Consider the following 18,852-nt stretch of genomic DNA (forward strand, 5'->3'; position numbering starts at 1 on the left):
TGGACCGCTCCGGTACTGAGCCTACGTCGCGTCCTTCTCGGGCCGGTCAGGTGAGGGCCCGGACAATTGTGTCCACCACGTCGGCGGCCAGCCGTCCGTCCGGGTCGTAGTCGGGGTCGAAGACCGTGACCTCCAGGCCGAGGCAGGTGTCTTCGCTGGTCAGCTCCCTGATGAGCTGTTCGAGCTCACTGTGTGCGATGCCACCCGGGTCGGGTCCGTCGACGGCCGGCATGACTGACGGATCGAGGACATCGACATCCACGTGCAACCAGAACCCGTCCACCTGCGTGAGTTGGGACCCGACCCACTCGACGGTGCGGTTGGCTCCGGCGGCGCGCAGTTGCGGGACGGTCCGGTAGGCGATCCCGGCGGCGGTGAGTTCGACGCGGTGGTCGTCGGAGTCGCGGATGCCCAGGACGGCGACGTCGCTCTCGGCGACGTAGGGGCGCAGCCCGTCGATGTCGGTGAGGTCGGGCTGCCCGCGTCCGGTGACCAGCGCGAGGTCCTCACCGGCGGCGGCGCCGACGTAGGGCGAGTTGCCGGGGTGGCGGTAGTCGGAGTGGCCGTCGATGAAGACCAGGCCGTGGCGTTCGCCGTCGCGTTTGGCGCGGCGGCGCATGGCCAGGGCGGTGCCCAGCAGGACGGAGCAGTCGCCGCCCAGGACGAGGGGGCGGTAGCCGCCGTCGATGAGGTTGTTGACGCGGTCGGCGAGGCGCCGGGAGTACCAGGCGATCTCGGCGGCGTGGCAGACGCCGTCGCCGGGTTTCCAGTCGCCGGGGTCGTAGCGGGGCGCGGTGAGACAGCCCGCGTCGTGCGCGCCGAGCCGCCCGACGAGCCCGTGGTCCCGCAGCGCGCCGGGCGCTTTCGCGCATCCGGGCACCGCGGTGGGCGTGGGGGGCCGCAGCCCCAGGTTCGACGGCGCGTCGAGCACCGCGAGCTGTCTCATGCCTCTCACTCTGTCAGAACAGCACGGTCATGAGCTGTCTGCGCGCCTTGGCGACCGCCGGGTCGTCGGGGGCGGCGATGGCGAACAGCTCGACGAGGTGCTTGCGGGCGGCTTCGCGGTCGGGCCCGGCGGTGCGGGAGACGAGCGCGATGAGGCGGGCGTAGGCGTTCTCGGCGTCGCCGGTGAGGACCTCCAGGTCGGCGGCGAGGGTCTGGGCGGCGACGTCGCCGGGCGCGGCGTCGGCGGCGGCGATCGCGGCGGCGGGGTCGGCGCCGTCGGTGCGGCGCAGCAGCCCGACCTGGGTGAGCCCGGCCTCGGCGTCGGCGTGGCCCGGGTACTCCGACAGGAAGCGGCGGTAGGCGGCCTCGGCGCCGTCGTAGTCGCCGTCGGCGAGCTTGTCCTCGGCGTCGGCGAGCGCGGGGTCGAGGGGCTGCTCGGGGGTTTCGAGTCCGGCGGCCTTGAGGAGGCTGTCGATCCAGGGGCGCAGGGCGGCTTCGGGCTGGGGGCCTTCGAAGGCGTCCACGGTCTGGCCGCCGAAGAGGGCGAGGACGGTGGGGACGACGCGGATGCCGGCCTCCATGGCGAGCCGCTGGGCGTCGTTGACGTCGACCTTGGCCAGGGTCCAGGAGCCGCCGCCTTCGGCCGCGAGGGCTTCCAGGACGGGGACGAGCTGCGCGGAGGACGGGTCCTGCGGCACCCAGAAGACCACGACGACGGGGGTGGTGCGGGAGCGCTCGGCGACCTCGCTCTGGAAGGTGGCCTCGGTGACGTCGATGACGGCGACGCCGCCGCCCTCGCCCTGGGCGGGGGCGGGGCGTGAGGCGGGCGGGGCGGGACGGGGGGTGCCCAGTCCGGAGAGGTCTACGGCCCCGCGGGTGAAGATCGAGTCACGTGGGTGCGGCTGCGTCATGGGTCAAGTTTTGCATTGCCGTGCGCGTGAGGTCGCGGGCGACCCGCGCGAGGAGGCCGCCGTCCCATCGCGGGGTCGGCGGCCTCGGGTCCGGGCGGGTCAGTGGACGTCGGCGCGGGCCTTGCGGGGCAGCAGGAATCCGAGCAGGAAGACCAGGCCGAGGAGCGCGGCGCAGACGAGCATGGTGTCGCGTACGGCGGGCACGTAGGAGGGGGTGTCCATGGGGCCGATGAGCTCGAAGAACAGGGTGCCGATGCCGGCGGCTCCGGCGGCTCCGCCGAACTGCTGGATGGAGGTGAGGACGCCGGAGGCCGAGCCGATCTCGCGGTCGCCGACGGCGTTGAGGACGATGGAGAACAGCGGCGCGAAGACCATGCCCATGCCGATGCCGGAGACTCCGGTGCCGAGGGCGAAGGTCCACGGGCTGGGATCGGCGGGGAGGTTCCCGAGGGTGTTCCACAGCAGGAGCATCCCGCCGATCATGACGAGCAGGCCGACGTGCAGGACGGGGCGGCCGACCTTGGCGGCGAGTCCGCCTCCGGCGATGGCGCCGAGGGCGGTGCCCAGCGACCAGGGCGCCAGGGAGAGCCCGGCGTCGAAGGCGTCGAATCCGAGGCTCATCTGGGCGAACAGGTTGAACACCAGCATCACGCCGATCATGGCGCCGAAGAAGACGGTGGTGACCAGGACGCCGGAGACGAAGGCGCGGCTGCGGAAGATGCCGGGCTCGATGAGCGGGTCGCGTCCCTTGGTGACGCGGTGGCGCTGGTGGAGGGCGAGGAGGGCGAAGACGACGACGGAGGCGGCCAGCGAGATCCAGGTCCAGGCGGGCCAGTCCTCTTCGCGGCCCTGGACGAGGGGGTAGACGGCGAGGAAGGCCCCGGCGGAGGCCAGGATCGCGCCGAGCACGTCGAGGCGGGGCGAGTCGGGGAGCTTGGCCTCGGGCAGCAGCTTCAGTCCGGCGAGGATGACGGCGAGGCCGAGGGGGAGGTTGATCAGGAAGATCGCGCGCCAGCCGGTGCCGAAGAGGTCGGCGTCGACGAGCCAGCCGCCCAGCAGGGGGCCGGCCATCGCGGCCAGGCCCATCGCGGGGCCGAAGACGCCGAAGGCGGCGGCGAGCTCCTTGCCCTTGAACATGTGCCGGATGAGGCCCATGCCCTGCGGGATCATGATCGCGCCGAGCAGGCCCTGGAGGAGGCGCGCGCCGATGAGGGTGGCGGGGCCCTGGGCGATGGCGCAGAGCGCGGAGGCGGCGGTGAATCCGGCGGCGCCGATGATGAACATGCGTTTGCGGCCGAGGATGTCGCCGAGGCGTCCGCCGATCATGAGGCCGACGGCGAGGGCGAGGCTGTAGGCGGCCATGACCCACTGGAGGGTGGAGAGGCCGCCGCCGACGCCCTCGCGGATGGAGGGCCCGGCGACATTGACGATGGTGCCGTCGAGCAGGTCCATGATCTCGGCGATCAGCAGGACGGCGAGCGCGGCCCAGCGGAGGCGGTGGGCGGGTGCTGTTTCCGGTGCGCGGGTCTCTTCTGCGGCGACGGACATCGCGGAACTCCAATGATGTGGGCGAACAGTGTTCGGTGAGCTACGAACACTGTTCTACACCCGAACAGTGTTCGTCGTCAAGAACAATGTTCGGATTGCCGTGCAGTGTTCGGCGAAGGGGCTAGGCTTGGGGCATGAGCAAGCAGCGACCCATGTCCTGGCTGTCCACCGGCGCCGACAAACCACCGCGCGAGCGGCTGTCGGTCCCGACGATCGTCGAGGCGGCCTACGCCGTCCTCGACCGCGACGGGTTCGACAAGCTGTCCATGCGCGCGGTGGCCGCCGAGCTGGGCGTGGCCGTGTCGTCCCTGTACGCCCACGTGGCCAACAAGGACGCGCTCATGCACCAGATGTGGGTGCGGTCCTTCCTGGACTCCTACATCCCCGAGCCCACCGAGGACCGCGAGGAGTGGACCGAGCGCCTGCGCCTGTGGGCCCGCAGCACCCGCGCGGGCCTGCGCTCGCACCGCGACCTCGCCCGGGTGTCGATGGGGCAGACCCCCTTCAGCGACGAATCCCTGCCGCTGCTGGAACGGACCATGGCCTTCTTCCGCTCCGGCGGCCTGCCCGAGGAGCTCGTCATGGGCGCGGGCGACTTCATGTCCACCTTCATCGAGGGCTTCGTCTACGAGGAGCAGGTCTGGGAGGAGCGGATGAACTCCGTCAGCCCCTCCGAGCGCCAGGCGATGGTCGACGAGGTCCGCGAGTACTTCGAGCGCCTCGACCCCGAGCTCTACCCGAACATGTCCCGCCTCGGGCCGGTGGTGATGCGGAACATGCTGAACGACGACCGCTTCGACCGGGCCATCGAGATCTTCATCCAGGGCCTGCTGGCGCAGGCGAATCGGGGATGACATGCCCGGTCCCGGCTGGGAGACTGCCCCGATGCGCGTGGACTTCGACACCGACCTGGCCGCCTTCGCCGCCGACGCGGTGCACTGGCTGAGGGGCGACCCCGTCCGCAACAACGTCGCCGCGACCGTGATCCAGTCGCGGGCCGACGGGCTCGTCGCGCTGGAGCCCGGCGCGCGCTGGATGCGCGTGGTGGACGGCGACCGGCTGGCCGGCGTGGCCGCCATGACTCCCCCGCACCCGCTACTGGTGCCCGTGCTGAGCGCCGACGTCGCCGTCGCGCTCGCCGACGGCCTCGCCGGGGCGCTGCCGCAGCTGCCCGGCGTCGGTGGGCCGCGCGAGGTCGCCGAGCGGTTCACCGCCCGCTGGAGCGCGCGCACCGGCGCGAAGGCCCACCTGGTCCGCACCTCGAACCTCTACCGCGCGACCGAGCTCGTCCCGCCCACCGGCGTCCCCGGCCACGCCCGGCCGATCGCCAGGGAGGACCTGGAGACGGTGGTCGACTGGCTGGCCGCCTTCGCCGTCGAGATCCGCGCCGACGACGGTCCCCCGGCCTCCCGCGAGGACCGCCTGGCGGCCCTGGAACGCCGTCTCGCCCACGATCCGCCCCTGCTGTGGGTGTGGGAACGCACCGGCCGGATCGTGTCCGTGGCGGGCCGTACGGTGCCCGCCTTCGGCGTGTCCCGGATCAACGCCGTCTACACCCCGCCCGAGCACCGCGGCCACGGCTACGCCGCGGCCAACGTCGCCCACCTCGCCGCGCTGCTGCTGGCCGAGCCCGCGGTGGAGTTCGCGATGCTCTACGCCGACGCGGCCAAACCGGCCAACAACCGGCTCTACCGCCGGATCGGCTTCGAGCTCCACGGCGAGGCCGTGGAGTACCGGTACGGGTACTGACTCCGGCCGCCGCGCCCCGAATGGCGAGGAGCCCGGCCGATGGCCGGGCTCCTCGACTTTCTCAGACTATGGTGAAGCGGCTTCAGGCCGACTTCTCCCGGCGGATCCGGGGCCGCTTGACCATCCGGTCGCGCGGCACGATCGTCGGGTTCACGTTCTTCAGGACCACGTCCTTGGTGATGACCACGCGCGCCACGTCGTCGGCCTGGCTGGGGACCTCGTACATCACCGGCAGCAGCACCTCCTCCATGATCGCGCGCAGGCCCCGGGCGCCGGTGCCGCGCAGCATCGCCTGGTCGGCGATGGGCTCCAGGGCGTCGTCGTCGAAGACGAGCTCCACGCCGTCCAGCTCGAACAGGCGCTGGTACTGCTTGGTGAGCGCGTTGCGGGGCTCGGTGAGGATCTGGATCATCGCCTGCTTGTCGAGGTTCTTCACCGTCGTCATGACCGGCAGGCGGCCCACGAACTCCGGAATCAGCCCGAACTTGAGCAGGTCCTCGGGCATGACCTCGCCGAAGATGTCATCGGAGGACATGTCGTCCACCGTGCGCAGCTGCGCGGCGAAGCCGATGGTGCGCTTGCCGATGCGCTGGTCGATGATCTGGTCCAGACCGGCGAAGGCGCCACCGCAGATGAACAGGATGTTCGTGGTGTCGATCTGGATGAAGTCCTGGTGCGGGTGCTTGCGGCCGCCCTGCGGCGGGACCGAGGCGACGGTGCCCTCAAGGATCTTCAGCAGCGCCTGCTGCACACCCTCACCGGAGACGTCGCGGGTGATCGACGGGTTCTCGCTCTTGCGGGCGGCCTTGTCGATCTCGTCGATGTAGATGATGCCCGTCTCGGCGCGCTTGACGTCGTAGTCGGCGGCCTGGATGAGCTTCAGGAGGATGTTCTCCACGTCCTCGCCGACGTAACCGGCCTCCGTGAGGGCCGTGGCGTCGGCGATGGCGAACGGGACGTTCAGCATGCGCGCCAGGGTCTGCGCCAGGTGCGTCTTGCCGCTGCCCGTGGGGCCGATCATCATGATGTTCGACTTGGCCAGCTCCACGCCCGAGTCATTGCGGGAGCCTTCGACCTGGATGCGCTTGTAGTGGTTGTAGACCGCCACCGCGAGGGACCGTTTGGCGTGTTCCTGACCGACGACGTACTGGTCGAGGAACTCCACGATCTCCTTGGGCTTGGGCAGCTGCTCCCACTTGACCTCGCCGGCCTCGGCGAGTTCTTCCTCGATGATCTCGTTACAGAGATCGATGCACTCGTCGCAGATGTACACCCCTGGCCCTGCGATGAGCTTCTTGACCTGCTTCTGGGACTTGCCGCAGAAGGAGCACTTCAGTAGCTCGCTTTCACCGATGCGAGGTGCCACCTGGAACTCCTGCCGTCTCAAGCACCGGGCTTGGGCTCACCCGGCGTCGCCTGTCCGCTCCTGTTTGACCGTACCCGGTCGGCGCGTGATCGACCGCATTTGCGGCCACCGCCGGGGCGAAGGAGATTCTCAACGCCCCGGCGGATGAGCTTAGCTCGCCGGGGCGACCTGATTCTTCTTCCGCGACGTGAGAACGCTGTCGATGAGACCGTACTCCTTGGCGTCCTCCGCCGTGAAGATCTTGTCCCGCTCGATGTCCTTGCGGATGGCGTCCTGCGTCTTGCCGGTGTGGCGGGCGAGGACGACTTCCAGCTGCTTGCGCATCCGGAGGATCTCGCGGGCCTGGATCTCCATGTCGGAGGCCTGGCCGTAGGTGCCCTCGGTGGCCGGCTGGTGGATGATGATGCGCGAGTTCGGCAGCGCGATGCGCTTGCCGGGCGTACCCGCCGCGAGCAGCACCGCGGCGGCGCTGGCCGCCTGCCCCATGCACACGGTGCGGATGTCCGGACGGACGTACTGCATCGTGTCGTAGATGGCCATGAGGGCGGTGATCGACCCACCGGGCGAGTTGATGTACATGGTGATCTCGCGATCGGGGTCGGTCCCCTCCAGCACGATCAGCTGGGCCATGATGTCGTTCGCCGAGGTGTCGTCGACCGGGCTGCCGAGGAAGATGATGCGGTCCTCGAACATCTTGTTGTACGGGTTCATCTCCTTGACGCCGTAGGACGTCTTCTCCACGTAGGAGGGGATGATGTACCGGTTGTGCACCGGAGCCCCGGCCGTACCGGTCACGGCCATGTGCAGGTTGTGAAAATCAGACACCTTGATCTATCCCCTACTACCCGTTGTTGGCCCGCAGCTGCGCGGCACCCGTGACGACGTGGTCGATGAAGCCGTAGTCCCTGGCCTCGGCGGCCGTGAACCAGCGGTCGCGGTCGGAGTCGGACTCGATCTCCTCCATCGTGCGCCCCGTGTGGTGGGCGACCCGCTCCTGGAACATCTTCTTGGTGTACAGCATCTGCTCGGCCAGGATGGCCACGTCCGACGCCGTACCGCCGATTCCACCCGACGGCTGGTGCATCATCACACGAGTGTGCGGCAGCGCGGCCCGCTTACCGGGCGTACCCGCGCACAGCAGCAGCTGCCCCATCGAAGCCGCCATGCCCATGGCCAGGGTCGCGACGTCGTTCGGGATGAACTGCATGGTGTCGTAGATGGCCATACCGGCGTAAACGGACCCGCCCGGCGAGTTGATGTAGAGCTGGATGTCCCGCTCGGGGTCCTCGGCGGCGAGGAGCAGCAACTGCGCGCAGAGCCGGTTGGCGACCTCGTCGTTCACCTCACTGCCGAGGAAGATGATGCGCTCCTTGAGCAGACGGTCGAAAACCCGGTCGTCGAGACTACCGGTCTCGGCGGCGCGGGCGACGATCGCCGCGTTCGGGATGGTCAGATCGCTCATGACGCCCTCTCAGGTCCGTGGTTGATGCCTAGTCGCATAGCGACCCTAGTCGGTGGCGTCGCCAAAACCGGCCCTGGCCGGGCTTTGTTCGCTGACAGCGCAGTTGAACCCGCACCGGGAATACCGCCGACCGCAAGGGAAACCACCCACCCCCGCGCCCCACCCGGCCCCACCTCACCGGCGCGCCGCGACACGCCACGAACGGGCGACCTGAACCGCGTCAGAGAGCGGGGGGTGCACCACGGGCCACACAGGCCGCGCTCGTGCCCGTGCCTGAGCCCGGGCCTGGCCCCGGCGGGTGGGAGGACGCGGAGACACGGCGGGCGGGCGGCGAGCGCGAGAAGGGTGGGCGACGGAGGGAAGGTGGACCGGGTGGACCGGGTGGACCGGGTGACGTGAGTGGACCGGGTGACGTGAGACGCCGGGACTCCCCACCACCCGACCGAGCCACACGACCGTGCCGCCCGACCGTGCCGCCCGACCGTGTGACCAAGCCTCAGCGCGACACGATCGAGCACCCGGCACCCGGCACCCGGCACCCGCCCGCGCCAGCACCAGCCGCCCAGGCCTGCCCCCGGCACCAACGAACCCCAGCGCCACGGCCACCGCCTCCACCCGGCACGGCACCGCACGCCCCAGCCCAGCCCGGCCCGGCCCGAGGACAGGCACAGACCGCATCACCTCACATCCACGGCTCCACCCATCCCCACAAGGCACGACACCCAGACGTGCCCGCCCCAGGGCAACGCCCCGGGCGGCCACCGCGACCGACGAGCCCACGCATGGCGGCGGGCGGCCAGTGGCAGGCCACAGGCGCCGCGTGCCAGGCAGCGGCCCCGCTTGAGCACCCCCGTCGCCAGCTCGCGAGCGGACATGCAGGCTGCCAGCCGAGGCAGGCCACGAATCATGGGCGGGCAGGCAGGCGGTCGCCGCGAGGCAGACCGCGAGCCCCGGCGGGACACCCAGTTGGTCGCCGCGAGGCAGGTCGCGGCCCTAGGCGAGCAGGCGGTCGGCCAATCGCCGCGAGGCAGACCGCGAGCCATAGGCGGGCAGGCAGGCGGCCGGTCGCCGCGAGGCAGGCCGCGAGCCCTGGCGGGACACGCAGTTGGTCGATGCGAGGCACGCGGCGAGCCAGGCCGAAACCCGGCCACCCGACACGGTGCCCCGCCAGCACCAACCGGCGCTCCTCATCCCACCGGCACCAGCCGGCACCCCCTCACCCACCACCGCGGTCTCAGCCTCGTCACCTCTCGGTGGCCTCTATCCACCCTCGGTGGCCCGTGCCCGCCACACCCGCGCGACAGATAGCCGACGGCAGGCACGGCAAACCCTGGCCGTACCCGGCCGCCACCTGTGAGTCGGCCATGCCCAGCGCGGCCCAAGGGCGGGTGGCAAGTCAGCGGCGAACCCCGCGACCGCCACCTCCAGCTCGGCCGTCCCGGCGCGGCCAAAGAGTGGGTGGCCAGTCAGAGACGAACCCGGCAACCACCACCTCTCCAGCGACCGGGCTCTCAGTAGCCGTGCTCTCAGCGGCCGGGCTCTCCCGCGACCGTGCTCTCGGTGGCCGTGCCCTCCCGCGACCGTGCCCGCCTCACCCGCAGGGCAGGCCGCAGCCCACACCGACCCCGACCCCGGCACCGGTACCGGCGTCCCCGAGTGCCCCGCGCCAGCCGCGGCCATGGTCGGGCGGCAGGTCCAGGCGACCCCGGTGACCGGCACCGCTCCAGCGTCCGTGCGCCTGTGCCCGGCGCCCTCGCGGGGCAGGCCACCGGTCGCCTCGAACCGGACCAGCTCGAACCAGGCCAGCTCGAACCGGACCACGTTGCCCCGGCGCCTCATCAGCACCAACCGGAACCAACCGCCACCACCAGGCGCCACCAGGCGCCACCGGTCCGCCCCGGCACACCTCTGGCCACCCATATCTCCCTGCGGCCAGTGCACCTGCATCCGTGGGCCGCGGCCCACCTTCGGCACATCACGCGGCGGTCATCCGGCGGTCACATCCCCCTTCGCATCTCCCCCTTCCCGATCAGCTCCAACCCGACTTCGGGCCACCCCGAACTCCCCCACCCCCTCGGCCCCGAGTCCCCCCGAGTCCCCTCGACACCTCTCTCCCGGCCGCGCCCTCCGGATGGCCACGCCCGTCCCCAAAACCTAAAACCCGGGTACGACATTTCCGACTTCACGCCCACCACCCCCAACCGACCCCCCCCCCCACTGATCCGGTTCACCCCGGGCAGCAAAAAGACCGCGCACCCATCGGGTGCGCGGTCCTCACGCCAACGCGCCGCCGTGAGCGGCGCGCGGCTACTCCTCGCCCTCGCCCTTGTCGGCGTCGGCGGCCTCGGCGGCGGCCTGCGCCTCGCGGGCCTCGCGGCGGCCGGGGAAGAGCTCGTCCTCACCGAGGGTGAAGCCGGCGGTGTCGGTGATGGTGGCGGCCTCGACGACCGACTCCAGCGCCTTGGAGCGGCGCAGGTCGGCGACGATGCTGCGCAGCTGGCCGTTGCGCATCAGCTGGTCGGCGTACTGCTGGAGCTGGTTCTGCGGGACGCCCTGGCGCTGCGCGCGCTGCACGACGGCGAAGGTGAGCTCCTGGTCGGAGACCTCCGTCTCCTGCTGCTCGGCGAGCTTGTCCAGGACGAGCTGGTTGCGCAGGGCCGTGGACGCCTGCTCGGCGAGCTCGGCGTCGAACTCCTCGACGGTCTTGTCCTGGCGGGCCAGGAAGTCCTCAAGGCTGGTGTTGATCTGGCCGAGCTGCTCCAGCAGGTGGCCCTTGTTGTGTTCGACCTCTTCGGCGACGACGCCTTCGGGGGTCGGGATGCCGGTGGCCTCGACGAGGGCCTCGGCGGTCTTGACGCGGATCTGCTCGGCGCGCAGGGCCTGGGCGCGGTTCTCCAGGTTGCCCCGGAGGTCGGCGCGCAGCTCGTCCAGCGTGTCGTGCTCGGAGGCGAGGGTCGCGAAGTCGTCGTCGAGCTCGGGGAGCTCGCGCTCCTTGACGGAGTTGACCTTGACCTCGACCAGCGAGTCGCGGCCGGCGTGCTCGCCGCCGACGAGCTTGGTGGTGAAGGTGGTGGTCTCGCCGGCGCTGAGGCCGACGACCGCCGCGTCCAGGCCGTCGAGGAGGCTCTCGCTGCCGACCTCGAAGGAGATGCCGTCGGCCGATCCGCCCTCGACCTCTTCGCCGTCGACGGTGGCCTTCAGGTCGAGCGACAGGAAGTCGCCGTCCTGGACGGCGCGGTCGACGCCCTTGAGGGTGCCGAAGCGGGTGCGGAGGTTCTGGAGCTGCTCGTCGATCTCACTGTCCTCGACGGTGATCTCGTCGACGGTGACGGTGAGCGTGGACGGGTCCGGCAGCTCGAAGTCCGGGACGACGTCGACCTCGGCGGTGAAGGTGAGCGGCTTGCCGTCGGCGATCTCGCCGGGCTCGATCGTGGGCCGCCCCAGGGCCTTGATGTCGTGCTCGGTCAGCGCGGCGACGTACTGCTCGGGCAGCGCCGCGTCGATCGCCTCGGCGAGCACCGCGCCGCGGCCGACCCGCTGGTCGATGATGCGCGCCGGCGCCTTGCCCGGGCGGAAGCCGGGGATGCGGACCTGAGCGCCGATCTTCTTGTACGCCTGACGCAGCTGCGGCTCAAGCTCCTCAAAAGGCACCTCGACGGAGAGTCGAACCCGAGTGTCGCTCAGGCTTTCTACGGTGCTCTTCACAGGCGTGACTCCTTGGTACGTGGCATGGTTTGTGGTGCTCGGGGGCGGCGCGTGGCGGCCGTCGGGGAGCACGAGGCCCCGCCCGAGTCTAGGCCACCCAGAATGCGCTCCCCCACCGAGCATGACCGATGCCACCTGTGAGGTCGGCTTCGACCGCCCGCGTCGACCTTCCTGGTCGGGACGACAGGATTTGAACCTGCGACCCCCCGCTCCCAAAGCGGGTGCGCTACCAAGCTGCGCCACGTCCCGTAAACCGCGCCCCGCACGGACCGCCGTGGTGGGCAGTCGGCTGCTCCGTAGCGTACAACACGGGCGCGATGGGGCCGATCGGGTAATCGGCGGGAGGGGTATTCGGGGCTGACAGGCGTGGCGGACGGCGGTTGCCCGATGGTGCGGTCATCGGGCGTCAATACCGCGATCCCGGTGAATGTCGTATTACGGTCGCGCTTCCGCCCGGACCGGGCGGTTCACCAGTGCCCAACCCCACAGAAGGCCCACTCATGACCGAGCCCCAATTCACTCCCCCACCGCCGAGGCGCCCCAGCCTGGGCTCGGCCGATGAGAACGACACCGTGGTGATCATGGCCGCCAACTGGAAGGTGGTCGAGCAGTCCCACCCGGCCGGCGACAAGGTCGCCGCCGACGCGCTCATCGTGCTCACCTGTTCGAAGAAGAAGTAGGCCGATCCGGGCGGCACCGTCCGCGAAAACAGCGAACCCCCGGCCGGGGCCGGGGGTTCGCATCGGAGCGGGCGACGAGAATCGAACTCGCGTAATCAGTTTGGAAGACTGAGGCTCTACCATTGAGCTACGCCCGCGAGCCGTACCAGACTATCCGGTCGCGTCGCGCCCTCGCGAGCGGGTTACCGCTCAGGTCAGCTCCGACATCCGGTACAGCGCGGTGAGCTGGATCCCGGCCTCGGCGAGCTTCTCGGGTCCGCCGGTTTCGCGGTCGAGGACGCAGAGGGCCTTCTTCACGGTCGCGCCGGACGCGCGCAGCTCGGCCACGGCGTCGAGGATGGCGCCGCCGGTGGAGACGACGTCCTCCACGATCAGCAGGCGGACGGCGTCGACGCGGCCGCCCTCGGCCAGGCGGCAGGTGCCGTAGGTCTTGGCCTCCTTGCGCACGAACCGCATCGGCAGTCCGGTGCGCAGGGACAGCGCCACCGCGAGGGGGATGCCGCCGAGTTCCAGGCCGGCCAGGGCGTCCACGTCGGACGGGACGAGCGGCATGAGGGTCTGGGCGATCTCGTCGAGCAGCACCGGGTCGGACTCGAAGAGGTACTTGTCGAAGTACTCCGTCGAGGTCGCGCCCGAGCGGAGCGTGAAGGTGCCGGTCAGGTGCGAGCGCGCGCGGATGCGCGATGCCAGGTTCGCCATCAGGCCTCCGGCGGGGGTGCGGGGGTGTGCAACGTCATTCCTCCGGTGCAGGGGTCCGTACAGGGAGACGGCAGGGATCATACGCGCCGCCGAGCCCGCGTCCGGGCGGCCGTGAGGGCTAGAACAGGGACTGGATCCAGGCGATGCCCTCGGCGATGACCTTGACGTTCTGCAGGTACTTCACGCCGCACACGATGAGGAACGCGGCGGTCAGCAGGTGCGCCAGGCGCGCGGTGTGCCGCTTGCGCCGGAAGAGCTTCTCGTAGAAGAGGTATCCCGCCAGGCGCGCGGCGAAGAACACACCGGCCGACACGGCGATGACGGTGACGAAGAGGACCAGCTGGGTGATGAACGACCCGGCCTGGTTGTCCAGGGCCCAGGCGCCCCAGCCGATCAGCGCGAACAGGCCGCCGGCGATGGACAGTTCGAGGCCGCGCCGGGCGCCGCGACCGCCGAGGCGGCTGTCGGGCCCGAACCAGGGCGTGCCGGGACGCAGGGGCCGCTCGGCGAGGGTGTCGTACTCCTCGGGCTGCGCGTAGGACGTGCGCTGCGCGGGGACCGAGGCCCGGCCGCGCATCGACGGCGCGGGCGAGGTGGGGACACTGCTCACCGGCTGCGTCGGGGCGTCGTACCTCTCCCCCTGGCGCCGGACGGGCTCGGTCGGCCCGTCCATGCGGTGCGTCGTGGGGGGCTCGGGGACGATCCGCCGCGTGCGGGCGGCGTCCTCCGTCTCATGTGGAGGGCGGGCCATGCGCTTGGTCGGTTGCCATTCACCTGAGTCGCGCCGCATGACCCCTCCCTCTCCGCCTTTAATCCAGGTTAGCCGGGCAGCGCCGGTAGCTCCCGGGTCCGCTCGTACTCGGCCAGCTGCGCGATGCGGCGGCTGTGACGGTCGACACCGGAGAACGGCTCGGCCAGGAACGCGTCCACGATCGACGTGGCGGTGGCCGTGTCGTGCATGCGGGCGCCGACCGACACGATGTTGGCGTCATTGTGCTGACGGGCCAGGCGCGCGGTCTCCTCGTTCCAGGCCAGGGCCGCGCGGGTGCCGGCGACCTTGTTGGCGGCGATCTGCTCGCCGTTGCCGGATCCGCCGATCACCACACCGAGGCTGCCGGGGTCGGCGACGACCTTCGCCGCCGTCGCCAGGCAGAACGGCGGGTAGTCGTCCTCGGCGTCATAGGCGTGCGGGCCGACGTCGACGACGTCGTGCCCCTGCTCGGTCAGGTGCTTGGCGAGGTGCTCTTTGAATTCGTATCCGGCATGGTCGGAGCCGAGGTAGACGCGCATGTCGATCAGTCTTCCAGTTGGGCCGAGACGAGCCCGGCACGGGCCTTCGGAGTGAACCAGGTGCTCTTGCGGGGCATCTTCAGGCGGCCGAGGTTGACCGCGATGAAGTCCTCGACGGTGACCGGCGGGATGAGGACGGCCAGGTCGGCGCGACCGGCGTCCACCTCACCCTGCAGCCACGCGGGCGGGTAGTCGCCGCCGACGTAGGTGATGCGCTTATCGCCGGGGTCGAGGTCGAGGGCCGCGCGGAACAGCAGGTTCTCCACGACGGCGTGGTCGAGCCGGTCCACCGTGGTGCCGTCGGCGTCGGGCAGTTCCACGTCCACGTGCCGCCCGGCGACGTAGAGGCGGATCGTGCCACCGGACGCGGGCGTCGCCGCCGGGCCGTCGACCTCGGTCACCGCCGACCCGGCGCCCTCCAGAGCGGCCAGGAGCATGTCGAACGGCAGCGGCATGTCCCGCACCAGACGGTGGTACGGCTGGATCGCGACCGACTCCGGCGTGGTGATGACGGCCAGGAAGCGCGGCAGCTCACCGATCTGCGCGGCGAGGCTGCGGTGGTTGCCGTCGGCGACGATGAGGTCCCCGCCGGAGGCCAGCACCAGCAGCGACTCCGCCTCGGGACCGGCGACCGGCCAGATCTCGTGGCGGCGGCCCTGCGGGTCCACATCGGACGCCGAGGGCTCGCCCAGCGTCGCCGACAGCTCGGCGAGCGCGTCCTGGAGCTCCTTGCCGGTCCCGGTCTGCATGAGCAGGACCGGCGACAGCAGCGTGCCGAGCTGCGCGGTGAGGGCCGCGCGCTGGCGGACCTTCTCGATGAAGACGTCCTCGTTGCGGATGACCAGGCCCGGCTCGTCGGCGGAGGTGGAGATCTGGTCGGTGTCGACCATCGCCCACAGGCCGTACGCCGTATGGGTGGAATCGGAGATGCGGTAGACGACCACCACGTCCTCGTGGCGGGTGTACTTCCCGGCGGCGCGGACGGCGGCGAGGCGCTCGGCGGCCATGGGGAGGGACTGCGCGAAGTCCAGGCCCGCGGCCAGGGATTCCGGCGTCAGGTGCGGCATCTCGACGGCGAGCGCGGAGGCGGGATTGGCCCTGATGATGTCAGTGATTTCGGCGTCGTTGGCGAACTCGTCGTAGTTCTGCGCGCCGGTGTCACCCGTGGTGGACAGCCAGGCGGCGCTGATGGCATGAGCTGCTCGAATCACGACCCGAGGGTATAGGTCACACCCCCGGCGACCCCGCGCGGTGTCGGAGCGGAGCCGATCGCACACAGACCCGCCGTCCGATGTCCGCTCCGTGAGCGATCGTGTCAGACTCGCGGGGACCATCAACCTCACGAGGGAGTCGCACCGTGGCGGGTACCCGCATCCTGAAGCAAACCGAGGCCGCCGAGCGCGCTCGCATCCTTGAGGTGGCCTCCTATGACGTGGCGCTGGACCTGACCGTCGGTGACAAGACGTTCGTGTCGAAGACCACGGTGTCGTTCAGCTGTTCCGAGCCCGGCGCGAGCACGTCCATCGACCTCGCCGCCGAGCACATCCGGTACGCGACCCTGAACGGCGAGGCGGTCGACACCGCCGGCTACTCCCCGGAGACGGGTCTGGCCCTGGTCGGGCTGGCCGCGGAGAACACCCTGGTCATCGAGGCCGACTGCCTTTACAACCACGCCGGGCAGGGTCTGCACCGCATGGTCGACGCCGTCGACGGTGAGGCGTACCTGTACTCGCAGTTCGAGGTGGCCGACGCGCAGCGCATGTTCGCCTGCTTCGACCAGCCGGACCTGAAGGCGGAGTTCGTCCTGCACGTGACGGTGCCCGAGCACTGGCGCGGTATTTCGAACATGCCGGTGGCCTCCGAGGAGCCGCTGGACCGCGAGTTCGACAAGGCCAAGGTCGTGCACTTCGAGACCGCGCCGCGGATGAGCACCTACCTGTACGCCCTTTGCGCCGGTCCGTACCACGAGGTCCTGGACGAGCACGACGGCATCGGGCTTGGCCTGTACTGCCGGCAGTCGATGAAGCAGTACCTTGACGCCGAGGGCGTGTTCGAGATCACCCGCCAGGGTTTCGACCACTTCAACGGCAAGTTCGGCGTGAAGTACCCGCTGCCGAAGTACGACCAGGTCTTCGCGCCCGAGTACAACATGGGCGCGATGGAGAACTACGGCTGTGTGACCATCGCCGAGGCGTCCTACCTGTTCCGTTCGCAGGTCACCGACTTCGAGCTGGAGCAGCGCGCCAACGTCATCCTGCACGAGATGGCGCACATGTGGTTCGGCGACCTGGTGACGATGCGCTGGTGGGACGACCTGTGGCTGAACGAGTCCTTCGCCGACTGGGCCTCGCACTGGGCCAACGTCGAGGCGACGCGTTACACCGAGGCGTGGACGACGTTCCTGGCGATGCGCAAGACGTGGGGTTACCGGCAGGACCAGATGTCCTCGACGCACCCGGTCTACGCGGACATGCCCGACCTGGAGGCGGTGGCCGCGAACTTCGACGGCATCACCTACGCCAAGGGCGCCTCGATCCTGAAGCAGCTGGTCGCCTACGTCGGCATCGACCCGTTCCTGGCCGGTCTTCGCGCGTACTTCGAGAAGCACCAGTGGGGCAACGCGACCTTCTCCGACCTGCTGTCGGCGCTGGAGGCGGCCTCCGGCCGTGAGCTGCGCGACTGGGCCGCCCAGTGGCTGGAGACCGTCCAGGTCAACACCCTGCGCCCGGTCGTCGAGGTCGACGGTGACGGCAACTACACCTCCGTGGCGATCCGCCAGGAGGCGCCCGCCGAGCACCCGACGCTGCGCACGCACCGCATCGGCGTCGGCCTGTACGACCTGGTCGACGGCAAGCTGGTCCGCCGCGAGGCGATCGAGCTGGACGTCGCCGGTGAGCTCACCGGCGTCCCGCAGCTGACGGGCGTCCGCCGCCCCGACGTGCTGCTGCTGAACGACGAGGACCTCACCTACGCCAAGATCCGCCTGGACGAGCACTCGCTGGCCACCGTCGTCGACCACGTCGCGGCCTTCGAGTCCTCGCTGCCGCGCGCGCTGATCTGGACGGCGGCCTTCGACATGGTCCGCGACGCCGAGATGTCGGCGAGCGACTTCGTGAAGCTCATCGCCACGGGCCTGCCGGCCGAGCGGGACATCAACATCGTCACCGCCCTGCTCCGCAACCTCGGCGCCGCGATCAACCTGTACGCGACCCCCGAGAACGCCCCCGCCCTGCGCGCCATCGCCGCCACCGCCGCCCGCGAGGCGATGCTGGCCGCCGAGCCGGGTTCGGGCTTCCAGCTCCAGTGGACGAAGGCCTTCACCGACCTCGCCCGCGACGAAGCCGACGTCACCCTCGTCAAGGGCTGGCTCGACGGCGCCGCCGTCCCCGACGGCCTCACCGTCGACACCGACCTGCGCTGGCACATCGTCATCGGCCTCGCCGGTGTCGGTGCCCTGTCCCAGGCCGACGTCGACGCCGAACTGGAGCGCGACAACACCGCCGACGGCCAGCGCAAGGCCGCCACCGCCGGCGCCGCGATCCCCGACGCCGACTCCAAGGCCGCCGTCTGGGCCCGCCTCGCCGCCGACGCCGAACTGCCCAACTGGGCGCAGCGCGCCCTCCTGTCGGGCTTCTGGCACGCCGACCAGCGCGAGCTCACCGCCGAGTACGTGGTGAAGTTCCTCGACTCGGTCCCCGAGGTCTGGAACATGCGCAACACCACCATCGCCATGGAGTACGTCGCCATGGCCTTCCCCCGCCTCTACGTGGACGACGCGACCCTCGCCCTCGTCGACGAGTGGCTGACGGACGACTCCCGTCCCGACATGATGCGCCGCTTCGTGGCCGAAGGCCGCGACGACATCGCGCGCGCCCTGGCGGCGCGGGCGCGGGACGCGCAGGCGTAGCGGGAGCGGGTGGAGTACGGCAGGGCACGTGGGTAAGTAGGTAGAAGCGAAAGGGCGCCACCTCCCGGTGGCGCCCTTTCGCTTGGGTGGGGTTGGGGCGGCCGGACCGGGGACCGTGCGGACGGCACGAGGGCCGGGGTGAAGGCGAGCGTGGGGAGAGCCGACGGCGGGATCGGCCTAGGTGGCCGCGGGTGAGTGGTGTGCCCGCTTGGCCCGCCCGTGGGGTGGGGATGCTGGCTCAGCTCAGCTCAGCTCAGCTCAGCTCAGCCCGGCCCAGCCCGGCCCGGCACTGAGGCTCGGCCAGGTGCGATGCCGCGTGAAACCGTTCCGCCACCCGGACCACCGGGTCACCGTGAGCAGCCGAACCCGGGGCCGCGAATGCCGCGACCACCAGGCGAAACGCCTCCGGGCCAGGCGGGGTCGGCTGCTCCCGGACCGCCGCATGTGCTAGCGAAACTGGCGTGGCGTGGCGTGGCGTGGCGTGGCGTGGCGTGGCGTGGCGTGGCGTGGCGTGGCGTGGCGTGGCGTGGCGTGGCGTGGCGTGGCGTGGCGTGGCGTGGCGTGGCGTGGCGTGGCGTGGCGTGGCGTGG

General features: G+C 70.8%; 14 protein-coding genes, 2 tRNA genes and 1 pseudogene. 4 read left to right on the forward strand and 13 right to left on the reverse strand.

Translation table 11 applies throughout. The annotated features are described in order from the left end of the window. Nucleotides 1-52: 52 nt before the first annotated feature. The 3 genes and pseudogenes from QSK10_RS03130 to QSK10_RS03140 form a co-directional block, all read right to left on the reverse strand. Nucleotides 53-946: pseudogene (locus QSK10_RS03130) on the reverse strand (arginase family protein); the annotation flags it as partial. Nucleotides 947-959: 13 nt separating this feature from the next. Then, nucleotides 960-1,856: a tetratricopeptide repeat protein gene (locus QSK10_RS03135; RefSeq protein WP_285661044.1), complete on the reverse strand. Its 897-nt coding sequence runs from the start codon at nt 1,854-1,856 to the stop codon at nt 960-962. Nucleotides 1,857-1,955: 99 nt separating this feature from the next. Continuing rightward, on the reverse strand, nt 1,956-3,404 hold the full coding sequence (locus QSK10_RS03140; RefSeq protein ID WP_285661045.1) for a DHA2 family efflux MFS transporter permease subunit: 1,449 nt from the start codon (nt 3,402-3,404) through the stop codon (nt 1,956-1,958). Nucleotides 3,405-3,538: 134 nt separating this feature from the next. Here QSK10_RS03140 and QSK10_RS03145 point away from each other — a divergent pair, with 134 nt between their 5' ends. Both QSK10_RS03145 and QSK10_RS03150 read left to right on the forward strand, forming a co-directional pair. Next, nucleotides 3,539-4,258: a TetR/AcrR family transcriptional regulator gene (locus QSK10_RS03145; protein ID WP_285661046.1), complete on the forward strand. Its 720-nt coding sequence runs from the start codon at nt 3,539-3,541 to the stop codon at nt 4,256-4,258. Nucleotides 4,259-4,289: 31 nt separating this feature from the next. After that, nucleotides 4,290-5,153 (forward strand): GNAT family N-acetyltransferase, encoded by an 864-nt coding sequence (locus QSK10_RS03150; RefSeq protein ID WP_285661047.1) that lies wholly within the window; start codon nt 4,290-4,292, stop codon nt 5,151-5,153. A gap of 82 nt (nt 5,154-5,235) precedes the next feature. Here QSK10_RS03150 and clpX read toward each other — a convergent pair whose 3' ends face one another. From clpX to QSK10_RS03175, 5 genes are all read right to left on the reverse strand, one after another. After that, complete coding sequence (gene clpX, locus QSK10_RS03155) at nt 5,236-6,519, reverse strand: ATP-dependent Clp protease ATP-binding subunit ClpX (RefSeq protein ID WP_285661048.1); 1,284 nt, start codon at nt 6,517-6,519, stop codon at nt 5,236-5,238. A gap of 150 nt (nt 6,520-6,669) precedes the next feature. After that, nucleotides 6,670-7,320 (reverse strand): ATP-dependent Clp protease proteolytic subunit, encoded by a 651-nt coding sequence (locus tag QSK10_RS03160; RefSeq protein ID WP_285662904.1) that lies wholly within the window; start codon nt 7,318-7,320, stop codon nt 6,670-6,672. Nucleotides 7,321-7,360: 40 nt separating this feature from the next. Continuing rightward, nucleotides 7,361-7,981: a ClpP family protease gene (locus QSK10_RS03165; protein WP_285661049.1), complete on the reverse strand. Its 621-nt coding sequence runs from the start codon at nt 7,979-7,981 to the stop codon at nt 7,361-7,363. A 2,307-nt stretch (nt 7,982-10,288) separates the two neighbouring features. After that, complete coding sequence (gene tig, locus QSK10_RS03170) at nt 10,289-11,809, reverse strand: trigger factor (RefSeq protein ID WP_285661050.1); 1,521 nt, start codon at nt 11,807-11,809, stop codon at nt 10,289-10,291. 49 nt (nt 11,810-11,858) lie between these two features. Beyond that, nucleotides 11,859-11,935: transfer RNA gene (locus tag QSK10_RS03175), tRNA-Pro, on the reverse strand. 251 nt (nt 11,936-12,186) lie between these two features. Between QSK10_RS03175 and QSK10_RS03180 the strand changes: the two genes are divergently transcribed. After that, the gene (locus QSK10_RS03180; RefSeq protein ID WP_285661051.1) at nt 12,187-12,366 is read left to right on the forward strand and encodes a hypothetical protein; all 180 of its coding nucleotides are present in this window, start codon (nt 12,187-12,189) and stop codon (nt 12,364-12,366) included. 66 nt (nt 12,367-12,432) lie between these two features. Here QSK10_RS03180 and QSK10_RS03185 read toward each other — a convergent pair. The 5 genes from QSK10_RS03185 to QSK10_RS03205 form a co-directional block, all read right to left on the reverse strand. Continuing rightward, a tRNA-Gly gene (locus QSK10_RS03185) sits at nt 12,433-12,503 on the reverse strand. Nucleotides 12,504-12,555: 52 nt separating this feature from the next. Continuing rightward, nucleotides 12,556-13,065, reverse strand: coding sequence for an orotate phosphoribosyltransferase (pyrE, locus tag QSK10_RS03190; protein WP_285661052.1), 510 nt, complete (start codon nt 13,063-13,065; stop codon nt 12,556-12,558). A 118-nt stretch (nt 13,066-13,183) separates the two neighbouring features. Next, complete coding sequence (locus QSK10_RS03195; protein WP_285661053.1) at nt 13,184-13,855, reverse strand: hypothetical protein; 672 nt, start codon at nt 13,853-13,855, stop codon at nt 13,184-13,186. A 29-nt stretch (nt 13,856-13,884) separates the two neighbouring features. Next, on the reverse strand, nt 13,885-14,355 hold the full coding sequence (locus QSK10_RS03200) for a ribose-5-phosphate isomerase (protein WP_285661054.1): 471 nt from the start codon (nt 14,353-14,355) through the stop codon (nt 13,885-13,887). A 5-nt stretch (nt 14,356-14,360) separates the two neighbouring features. Next, nucleotides 14,361-15,563 (reverse strand): DUF1015 family protein, encoded by a 1,203-nt coding sequence (locus QSK10_RS03205; protein WP_285662905.1) that lies wholly within the window; start codon nt 15,561-15,563, stop codon nt 14,361-14,363. Nucleotides 15,564-15,712: 149 nt separating this feature from the next. On the opposite strand from QSK10_RS03205, the gene pepN reads away from it, so the two are divergent. Next, nucleotides 15,713-18,262, forward strand: coding sequence for an aminopeptidase N (gene pepN / locus QSK10_RS03210; RefSeq protein ID WP_285661055.1), 2,550 nt, complete (start codon nt 15,713-15,715; stop codon nt 18,260-18,262). Nucleotides 18,263-18,852 lie beyond the last annotated feature (590 nt).

It is taken from the genome of Actinorhabdospora filicis (genome assembly GCF_030269765.1).
Lineage (GTDB): Bacteria > Actinomycetota > Actinomycetes > Mycobacteriales > Micromonosporaceae > Actinorhabdospora > Actinorhabdospora filicis.